General features: G+C 59.0%; 12 protein-coding genes. All 12 read left to right on the plus strand.

What is annotated here, in order from left to right; genetic code table 11:
• Positions 1–817 (plus strand): glycerol-3-phosphate dehydrogenase/oxidase (locus AC04MI_RS22725; protein WP_476498772.1); only part of this gene is annotated, 817 nt, incomplete at its 5' end.
• Between the two features lie 194 nt (positions 818–1011).
• A complete protein-coding gene (gene rplN, locus AC04MI_RS22730) occupies positions 1012–1380 on the plus strand; it encodes a 50S ribosomal protein L14 (RefSeq protein WP_476498773.1) in 369 nt (122 codons plus the stop codon).
• 9 nt (positions 1381–1389) lie between these two features.
• On the plus strand, positions 1390–1710 hold the full coding sequence (gene rplX, locus AC04MI_RS22735; protein WP_476498774.1) for a 50S ribosomal protein L24: 321 nt from the start codon (positions 1390–1392) through the stop codon (positions 1708–1710).
• 9 nt (positions 1711–1719) lie between these two features.
• The gene (gene rplE, locus AC04MI_RS22740) at positions 1720–2259 is read left to right on the plus strand and encodes a 50S ribosomal protein L5 (protein WP_005793632.1); all 540 of its coding nucleotides are present in this window, start codon (positions 1720–1722) and stop codon (positions 2257–2259) included.
• Between the two features lie 8 nt (positions 2260–2267).
• Entirely contained in the window at positions 2268–2573 is a 306-nt protein-coding gene (gene rpsN, locus AC04MI_RS22745) for a 30S ribosomal protein S14 (protein ID WP_015016017.1), read from the plus strand.
• A 20-nt stretch (positions 2574–2593) separates the two neighbouring features.
• Positions 2594–2989: a 30S ribosomal protein S8 gene (gene rpsH, locus AC04MI_RS22750; protein WP_476498775.1), complete on the plus strand. Its 396-nt coding sequence runs from the start codon at positions 2594–2596 to the stop codon at positions 2987–2989.
• Positions 2990–3014: 25 nt separating this feature from the next.
• Positions 3015–3548 (plus strand): 50S ribosomal protein L6, encoded by a 534-nt coding sequence (gene rplF / locus AC04MI_RS22755; RefSeq protein ID WP_476498776.1) that lies wholly within the window; start codon positions 3015–3017, stop codon positions 3546–3548.
• 11 nt (positions 3549–3559) lie between these two features.
• Positions 3560–3925, plus strand: coding sequence for a 50S ribosomal protein L18 (gene rplR, locus AC04MI_RS22760; RefSeq protein ID WP_476498777.1), 366 nt, complete (start codon positions 3560–3562; stop codon positions 3923–3925).
• 17 nt (positions 3926–3942) lie between these two features.
• Positions 3943–4461 (plus strand): 30S ribosomal protein S5, encoded by a 519-nt coding sequence (gene rpsE, locus AC04MI_RS22765; protein WP_476498778.1) that lies wholly within the window; start codon positions 3943–3945, stop codon positions 4459–4461.
• A gap of 14 nt (positions 4462–4475) precedes the next feature.
• On the plus strand, positions 4476–4658 hold the full coding sequence (gene rpmD, locus AC04MI_RS22770; RefSeq protein WP_005793644.1) for a 50S ribosomal protein L30: 183 nt from the start codon (positions 4476–4478) through the stop codon (positions 4656–4658).
• 10 nt (positions 4659–4668) lie between these two features.
• A complete protein-coding gene (gene rplO, locus AC04MI_RS22775) occupies positions 4669–5100 on the plus strand; it encodes a 50S ribosomal protein L15 (RefSeq protein WP_476498779.1) in 432 nt (143 codons plus the stop codon).
• Between the two features lie 24 nt (positions 5101–5124).
• Positions 5125–6074: preprotein translocase subunit SecY (gene secY, locus AC04MI_RS22780; protein WP_476498780.1), on the plus strand; the 950-nt coding region annotated here is incomplete at its 3' end.

Here is a 6074-nt window from a genome sequence, read left to right on the forward strand (position 1 = left end):
GGGGGTGCACATTGTGGTGGACCGGGAGTTCTTGCCGTCCGACCACGCGCTGATGGTGCCCAAGACGGCCGATGGCCGCGTGCTGTTTGCGGTGCCTTGGCTGGGCAAACTTATTCTGGGCACCACCGACAGCCCGCGCCAGGATGTGGTGCGCGAGCCTGAGCCCTTCCGGGAGGAAGTGCGGTTCATCCTGGAGGAATCCGCGCGCTACCTGACCCGCGCGCCCCGCGTCGAGGACATCCGTAGCATCTGGGTGGGCTTGCGTCCGCTGGTCAAGCCGCAGGACGACGACGGCGACAACACCAAGAAAATCAGCCGGGAGCACACCGTGCTGGCCAGCCGCAGTGGCCTGATCACCGTGACGGGTGGAAAATGGACCACCTACCGGGCAATGGCCGAAGATGTGTTGCAAAAATGCTTCACCACGGGGCTGTTGCCTGAAAAACCAGCTGGGGTGACCAATCATCTGCCGTTGGTGGGAACTCCTCGGGAGCCCGTACAGCACCGCATCAGCGATGCCCAAGGACTGCACTCCTACGGCACGGAAGCGGCTGAGGTGCGGGCAATGCCCGGAGCGCAGACGGATCTCGGGGGCGGTCTGACGGAGGCAATGGTGCGCTTTGCGGCCCGCTACGAATACGCCTGTACGGTGGAAGATGTGCTGGCGCGGCGTTCGCGTCTGCTGTTCCTGGATGCCCGCAAGGCGATTGAGCTGGCGCCGGTTGTCGCAGGCCTCCTGCGCGAGGAGCTAGGCGCCGATCCGCAACTGGAGGCCTTTCTGGCTCTGGCCCAACAGTATTTGCATGTGCCCACATAACACGCGCTTGACTTCCTAAAAGTCTTTTGCAATAATCGAGGGCTTCGCGTTTCATACGTGAAGTTTCTGCCCAGCGGGAAGTGCTGCAAATGGTTTGCGGTGCGGACGACGGGCCCAAGACTGACTGGCTGATTTACAGCCCTTGAGAAGTTCTCTGGGGCTGTCGTCTTCTGGTGCAAGTTGGGAATATTGAAATGATCCAGACAGAATCTCGGTTAGAGGTTGCCGACAATACCGGCGCSAAGTCCGTCCTKTGYATCAAGGTGCTSGGTGGCTCSAAGCGKCGYTATGCMAGCGTKGGCGACRTCATCAAGGTGAGCATCAARGAAGCCGCTCCRCGTGGYCGCGTCAAAAARGGCGAGRTYTACAGCGCAGTGGTGGTYCGCACSGCSAAGGGYATYCGTCGCGSCGACGGTTCGCTCGTCAAATTCGAYGGCAACGCAGCMGTGTTGCTSAAYGCMAAGYTGGAGCCSATYGGCACCCGCATCTTYGGACCSGTGACGCGYGARCTGCGYACCGARAAGTTCATGAAGATCGTGTCSCTGGCYCCYGAAGTTCTCTAAGGACGCGCCATGAACAAGATTCGCAARGGCGACSARGTCATCGTGCTGACCGGCCGTGACAAGGGCAAGCGTGGCACTGTGTCGCTGCGCAAGGATGACTCTCACCTCGTCATCGACGGTATCAACCTGGTCAAGAAGCACGCCAAGCCAAACCCTATGAAGGGTACGACGGGCGGCATCATCGAAAAGGCCATGCCGATTCACCAGTCCAACGTGGCCATCTTCAATGCCGCTACTGGCAAAGCTGATCGCGTGGGCATCAAGGTGCAGGCTGACGGCACGCGCGTTCGCGTGTTCAAGTCCAGCGGCGCTGAAATCAAGGCGGCCTAAGGGGTAAACATGGCACGACTCCAAGAAATTTACCGCGACAAGATCGCTCCCGAGCTGACCAAGCAGTTCGGTTACACCTCGCCGATGCAGGTTCCCCGTCTGACCAAGATCACGCTGAACATGGGCGTGAGCGAAGCAGTCTCGGACAAGAAGGTGATGGACAACGCTGTGGCCGATCTGACCAAGATTGCTGGTCAGAAGCCTGTGGTGACCAAGGCCAAGAAGGCTATCGCTGGTTTCAAGATCCGCGAAGGTCAGGCCATTGGCTGTATGGTCACGCTGCGTGGCGTGCAGATGTATGAGTTCCTGGATCGTTTCGTGACCGTGGCGCTGCCCCGCGTTCGTGACTTCCGTGGTATCTCCGGTCGCGCCTTCGATGGCCGTGGCAACTACAACATCGGCGTCAAAGAACAGATCATCTTCCCTGAAATTGAGTACGACAAGGTTGACGCCCTGCGCGGTCTCAATATCAGCATCACCACGACGGCCAAGTCCGACGAAGAAGCCAAGGCGCTTCTCGCTGGTTTCCGTTTCCCGTTCAAGAACTGAGGCGAAGCATGGCTAAAGTAGCTTTGATCCAGCGCGAACTGAAGCGCGAAAAACTGGCAGCCAAGTACGCAACCAAGTATGCGGAACTGAAGGCAATCGCTGGCGATGCCAAGCGCAGCGACGAAGAGCGTGATGCAGCCCGCCTGGGCCTGCAAAAACTCCCGCGCAACGCAAACCCCACACGTCAGCGTAACCGTTGCGAAATCACCGGTCGTCCACGTGGCACCTTCCGTCAATTCGGTCTGGCTCGCGCCAAGATCCGCGAACTGGCYTTCAATGGCGACATCCCMGGTGTCACCAAGGCCAGCTGGTAAGCAGGCAGGAGAGATTAAACATGAGCATGAGTGATCCCATCGCTGACTTGCTGACCCGCATCCGTAATGCACAGATGGTCTCCAAGGCCACGGTTCTGGTGCCATCTTCCAAAGTGAAGATCGCSATCGCSCAGGTGCTGAAGGACGAAGGTTATATCGACGGCTTCCAGGTCAAGACCGAAGCTGGCAAGWCCGAACTCGAMATTRCCCTGAAGTAYTACGCWGGCCGTCCRGTSATYGAGCGCATCGAGCGCGTCAGCCGCCCTGGTCTGCGTGTCTACAAAGGCCGTGATTCCATTCCACAAGTCATGAACGGTCTGGGTGTGGCAATTGTCACAACGCCCAAGGGCGTGATGACCGATCGCAAGGCGCGCGCTACCGGTGTCGGTGGCGAAGTGCTCTGCTACGTGGCCTAACCCGCGGCATTGAGGAGAAACTGAAATGTCCCGAGTAGGAAAAATGCCCGTGACCATCCCCGCAGGTGTGGATGTGTCCGTGAAGAGTGACCAGATCTCCGTGAAGGGTTCTGGCGGCACCCTGTCGCTGGCGCAAAACGCGCTGGTGAAGGTGTCCAGCAATGAAGGCAAGCTCAGCTTTGAGCCTGCCAATGATTCCCGCGAAGCCAATGCCATGAGCGGCACGATTCGCCAGTTGGTCAACAACATGGTGGTCGGCGTCAGCAAGGGTTTCGAAAAGAAGCTGAGCTTGGTAGGCGTGGGTTACAAGGCTGCTGCAGCCGGTTCCAAGCTGAACCTGGCCGTCGGCTATTCGCACCCGGTCAACATCGAGATGCCCGCTGGTATCACGGTTGCCACCCCGACCCCCACTGAAGTGGTGATCAAGGGTGCTGATCGTCAACGCGTCGGTCAGATCGCCGCTGAGATCCGTGCTGTTCGTCCACCCGAGCCCTACAAGGGCAAGGGCATCCGYTAYKCGGACGARAAGATCRYGATCAAAGAGACCAAGAAGAARTAAGGAGCTGCAACATGTTGACCAARAAAGMRCAGCGTCTTCGYCGYTCGCGCCAGACCCGCATCCGCATYGCRMMGCARGGCGTGGCSCGTCTGACSGTGAACCGYACSAACCTCCATATCTACGCCAGTGTGATCTCCGGCGACGGCAGCAAGGTGCTGGCAAGCGCTTCGACGGCAGAAGCCGACGTGCGCAAGTCGCTCGGCGGTTCGGGCAAGGGTGGCAATGCCGCTGCAGCCCAGATCATCGGCAAGCGTATCGCTGAAAAGGCGAAAGCTGCAGGTGTCGAGAAGGTTGCATTTGATCGCGCAGGCTTCGCCTACCACGGTCGCGTCAAGGCTTTGGCCGACGCAGCCCGTGAAGCCGGCCTGCAGTTCTAAGCGGAGCGGAATAAAAAATGGCTAAATTTCAACCCAAAGTGCAAGACGAAGGTCGTGACGACGGTYTGCGCGARAARATGATCGCGRTCAACCGCGTSACCAARGTSGTGAAGGGTGGYCGTATYCTCGGTTTCGCMGCACTSACYGTSGTKGGCGACGGYGAYGGCCGCGTSGGCATGGGYAAGGGCAAGTCCAAGGAAGTGCCTGCTGCYGTGCARAAGGCGATGGAAGAAGCCCGYCGCAACATGGTCAAGGTGTCCCTGAAGAACGGCACCATCTATCACAACGTGACCGGCCACCATGGCGCGGCGGTGGTGATGATGGCTCCCGCACCCAAGGGTACCGGTATCATCGCTGGCGGTCCTATGCGCGCAGTCTTTGAAGTGCTGGGTGTGACCGACATCGTGGCCAAGAGCCACGGATCGTCCAACCCCTACAACATGGTCCGTGCTACCTTTGACGCGCTCGTCAATTCGACGACTCCGTCGAACGTTGCAGCCAAGCGCGGCAAGACAGTCGAAGACATCTTCGCCTGAACCGGAGCCTGAATATGACAACGCAACAAACCGTCAAGATTCAACTGGTGCGCAGCCCGATCGGCACCAAGGAATCGCACCGCGCCACCGTCCGTGGCCTGGGTCTGCGCAAGCTGAACAGCGTCAGCGAATTGAAGGATTCGCCCGAAGTTCGCGGCATGATTAACAAGATCAGCTACCTGGTCAAAATCGTCTGAGAGATAGATCATGGAACTCAATRGCATCAAGCCSGCAGMYGGCGCCAAGCAYGCCAAGCGCCGCGTMGGCCGYGGTATCGGCTCCGGYMTSGGCAAGACCGCWGGCCGYGGTCACAAGGGYCARAAGTCSCGCKCWGGYGGCTWCCACAAGGTSGGCTTCGAAGGCGGTCAAATGCCGCTGCARCGYCGCYTGCCCAAGCGCGGCTTCAAGTCGCACCTGCTSAAGTTCAAYGCMGAAGTYACGCTGACGGCGCTGGACCAACTGGGCCTGGCCGAAGTGGATGTGCTGGCACTGAAGCAAGCTGGTCTGGTGGGCGAGCTGGCCAAGGTGGTCAAGGTCATCAAGAGCGGTTCCCTGAGCAAGGCAGTCAAGCTGTCTGGCGTGGGTGCTACGGCTGGTGCCAAGGCAGCCATCGAAGCCGCTGGCGGCAGCGTCGCCTGAGTGTGGCACTGAAGGAAGGCATCTGTGGCTACTAGCGCGGCTCAAATTGCAAAGACCGGAAAATTCGGCGACCTGCGTCGTCGTCTGGTTTTTCTGTTGCTGGCGCTGGTCGTATACCGCATCGGGGCTCATATCCCTGTGCCTGGTATCGATCCAGCCCAACTTCAGCAGCTGTTCAGTGGCCAGCAGGGCGGCATCCTGARCCTGTTCAACATGTTYTCGGGYGGSGCGCTGTCGCGYTTCACAGTGTTCGCACTGGGGATCATGCCCTACATCTCGGCATCGATCATCATGCAGCTGATGACCTACGTGCTGCCCGCGTTTGAGCAGTTGAAGAAGGAAGGCGAAGCTGGTCGCAGGAAGATCACGCAATACACCCGTTACGGAACCCTGGGCCTGGCCCTGTTCCAGTCTCTGGGTATTGCCGTGGCTCTCGAAAGCTCTGCTGGCTTGGTTCTGAGCCCCGGTTTTGGCTTCCGCCTCACTGCGGTGGTCAGTTTGACGGCCGGAACCATGTTTCTGATGTGGTTGGGTGAGCAGATCACCGAACGTGGTCTGGGCAACGGGATTTCGATCCTGATCTTCGGTGGTATCGCCGCCGGGTTGCCCAGTTCGATCGGCGGTCTTCTGGAGCTGGTTCGTACTGGCGCGATGAGCATCCTGGCAGCCATCTTCATCGTTATCGTGGTGGGTCTGGTGACTTACTTCGTGGTGTTTGTGGAGCGTGGTCAGCGCAAGATTCTGGTGAACTATGCACGGCGACAAGTCGGCAACAAGGTGTATGGCGGTCAATCGTCGCACTTGCCCTTGAAGCTGAACATGGCCGGTGTGATTCCTCCGATCTTCGCGTCGTCCATCATTTTGCTGCCTGCGACTGTGGTGAACTGGTTCAGTGCTGGTGAATCGATGCGTTGGCTCAAGGACATCTCGGGTGCACTGACTCCAGGTCAGCCGATCTATGTGATGTTCTATGC

The sequence above is a fragment of the Acidovorax sp. LjRoot204 genome (assembly GCF_056175785.1).

Excerpts from the sequence above, each read along its gene's own strand:
- rplE (WP_005793632.1), top strand. The coding sequence starts at position 1,720 with ATGGCACGACTCCAAGAAATTTACCGCGACAAGATCGCTCCCGAGCTG.
- rpmD (WP_005793644.1), top strand. The coding sequence starts at position 4,476 with ATGACAACGCAACAAACCGTCAAGATTCAACTGGTGCGCAGCCCGATC.